The 2808-nt window shown below is 66.0% G+C and carries 2 protein-coding genes and 1 pseudogene; all 3 read right to left on the reverse strand.

From position 1 onward, the window contains the following. Positions 1–283: pseudogene (locus tag GTP90_RS35295) on the reverse strand (tetratricopeptide repeat protein); the annotation flags it as partial. Then, positions 280–1173, reverse strand: a complete 894-nt coding sequence (locus GTP90_RS35300) for an ExeA family protein (protein ID WP_161087870.1) — start codon at positions 1171–1173, stop codon at positions 280–282. The gene GTP90_RS35300 and the pseudogene GTP90_RS35295, both read right to left, overlap by 4 nt. Continuing rightward, the coding region (mshL, locus tag GTP90_RS35305) for a pilus (MSHA type) biogenesis protein MshL (protein ID WP_161087871.1) at positions 1174–2808 on the reverse strand (1635 nt) is incomplete at its 5' end.

A 2808-nucleotide genomic window follows, 5' to 3' on the forward strand; every position in this document is an offset into this window, starting at 1 on the left:
CCGGCACAGGCGCCGGTGCGGCCGCTACTTGCGGGGCCTTGACCGGCGCCGCCGCCAACGCAGGCGCTTGTGGCTGCGCCGCGCGATGGCTTTGACTATACTGCCAGCCGAACCATCCGCCGCCCACCACCACCGCCGTCAACACCAGCGCGCCGCCGATCACCAGCGGCCGCCTGTCGCGCGCCTGTCCGCCCACGCCGTGCAACTGCTGCTGGCGCAAGGCGTCATCGCCGGCTCCGCCGCGCGCATCGAGGTCCTGCAACATTTTATTGATCAGACTCATTTCGTCAACGCCCAAGTCAGGCCGCACGCGGCGATCAGCAAACTGACGCCGGCCATCAGCCACTGCCAACGCAAGCCCGCCTTCGACTGCACGGTATCGTCCGCCGCCATGTCCACATGACGGCGCGTCACTTGCTGCTTGCCTTCGCCGAAGCATAGCATCAAGGACTTGTTTGCCATAATGTTCACCAGCCGCGGAATGCCGCCGCTGGCCTTGAACAGGCGTCCGATGGCGCCCCGGCTGAACAGGCGGCTGCCGCCATAACCCGCCACGCGCAGGCGATGGGCCAGATAATATTCCATGTCGTCGCGGCTGAGCGGCCCCAGGTGGTAGTGGAAGGTGATGCGCTGCGCCAGCTGGCGGATCGAATTGGTCTGCAAGTGCTGGTTCAATTCCGGCTGCCCGAACAGCACGATCTGCAGCAGCTTGCGCTTCTCGGTCTCCAGGTTGGTCAGCAGGCGCAAGGCCTCCAGGCTCTCCAGCGGAATCGCCTGCGCCTCGTCCAGGCACATCACCACCTGCTTGCCCTCGCGCGCCAGGTCCATCAGGCGCTGCGTGAGCGACTTGAGCAACTGATGCTGGTCCACGTCGCGCTGCAACGGCAGTTCCAGCTCGTCGGCCAAGGCCAGCATCAGCGTGCGCGGCTCCAGGTAGGGATTGGGAATGTAGGCCGTGACGAAGCCTTCGCCCAGCGTCGCCATGAACTTGCGGCACAACAGCGTCTTGCCGGTGCCGACCTCGCCGGTGATCTTGATGAAGCCCTCGCCGCTGCGCGCCGCCACCAGCAGCGTGTTGAGCGCCTGCTGCGAATGCGGGCTGGTGAAGAAGAAGCTGGTGTCAGGCGTGATCCCGAAGGGCATCTCGCCCAAGCCGAAGTGGGCCTGGTACATTTATTTGCGTCCTCCGACAGGCGGCGCCAGCTGCTGGACCCGGCGGCTGGCATCGTCCAGGTCCTGCGCATAGCTGGACGCGCCGTCGACAATGGTAGGCTTGATCAACACCACCAGCTCGCGCTTCTGCGTGCTGCGCTCGGTGTTGCGGAACAGGGCGCCGACCACCGGCAGGCTGCCGATGCCGGGCGCCTGGCTGTTGTCGTCGGTGCTGGATTGGCGCATCAGGCCGCCGATGGCGACGATGCGGCCGTCCTGCCCGCGCACCATGCTGTCCATCTCCGACGTGCTCGACGCCGCCAGCGGCAGCTTCAGCGTGTTGGTGCCGCCCAGGTCGACGGTCTTGTTCACCGTCGTCACCTGGCTCACCGACGGATGCACGTGCAGCATGATGTTGCCTTCGTCGTCGATCTGCGGCGTCACGTCCAGCACCACGCCGGAGAAGAACGGCTGCAAGGTCACGCTGGGACTGGTGGTGTTGCCGCTGACGTTGGAGTTGGTCGTGGTGCTGACGCCGGTCACATAGAACTCGTCGGTACCGATCTTGAGCACCGCCTTCTGGTTGTTCATGGTCGCGATGCGCGGGCTGGACAGCACGTGCACCGAGCCCTGCGACTCCAGGAAGGAAATCATGGCGGCGAAATTACTGGTCTGGAAGGCCAGGCCGAACAGCGAGCCGGCGTTGTTGGCGGCGCTGGCCAGCGAGAAGCCGGCGCTGGCCGAGATCCCCGCCGTGCCGCCGCTGGTGATGACCGCCGGCTGGCCGCCGTTGGCCGGCAACGGCGCCAGTCCGGTACCCGGCGCGATGAAGCCGCCGGACAAGCGGTTGCTGCCGCCGCCACCGAACGAGGCGAAGCTGGCCCAGTTGATGCCGCTCTGGAAGCCGCTGTTCAACTGGACCTCGAGGATCTTGGCCTCCAGGATCACCTGGCGTTCAACGGCCAGGCGGGTCGCCTTCAGATACTGGTCCACATTGCGCAACTGCTCAGGCAAGGCGCGCACCACGATGACGCCCGATTGCGGACTGATCACCACGCTGCGGCCGTCGCCGGCACCGCCGACCAGGGCCACCAAGGCTTCCTTGAGCTCGGTCCAGAAATCGGCGGCGGACGAAGTCTTGACGTTGCTGGAGTCTTCCAGCGCATACTGCTGGTTGTTCTGTCCCGGCTGCTGCGGCTGGTTGTTCTGGCCGTTGCTGCCGCTGCCGGCGTTGCCGCTCTGGCCGGACACCACCGTGCCCACCGTGTTCACCGACGTCGACGACACCCGCACATTGGACGTGCCCTTGCGCGTGGAGTTCAGGTAGTTGACCTGGAAGATACGGGTCTGCATCGTCAGCGGACGGATGTAGATGCGCGTGCCCTCCACCTTGTAATCGTAGCCATACATCTCGCGCACCGCGTCAAGCGCCTCGAACAGCGTCACGTCCTTCAGGTTGGCGGTGACGGTGCCGCTGACGTCGGGGTGGATCAGCATGTTGTAGCGCGTGCCGGCCACGATGGAATTGTAGAACTGCTGCACCGGCACCTGGTTGAACGACACGTTGAAGCGCTCCTCCATCACCGCGCGCGCCTTGGGCAGCTCGGCCGCCATGGCCGCGGCCGGCGGCGGCAGCAACGCGGCCTCCACCGCGGC

It is taken from the genome of Duganella vulcania, from assembly GCF_009857655.1.
Classification (GTDB): domain Bacteria; phylum Pseudomonadota; class Gammaproteobacteria; order Burkholderiales; family Burkholderiaceae_D; genus Rugamonas; species Rugamonas vulcania.

Bases quoted from the DNA above. Each gene is read 5' to 3' on its own strand.
- GTP90_RS35300 (WP_161087870.1), bottom strand. From the start codon at position 1,173: ATGTACCAGGCCCACTTCGGCTTGGGCGAGATGCCCTTCGGGATCACG.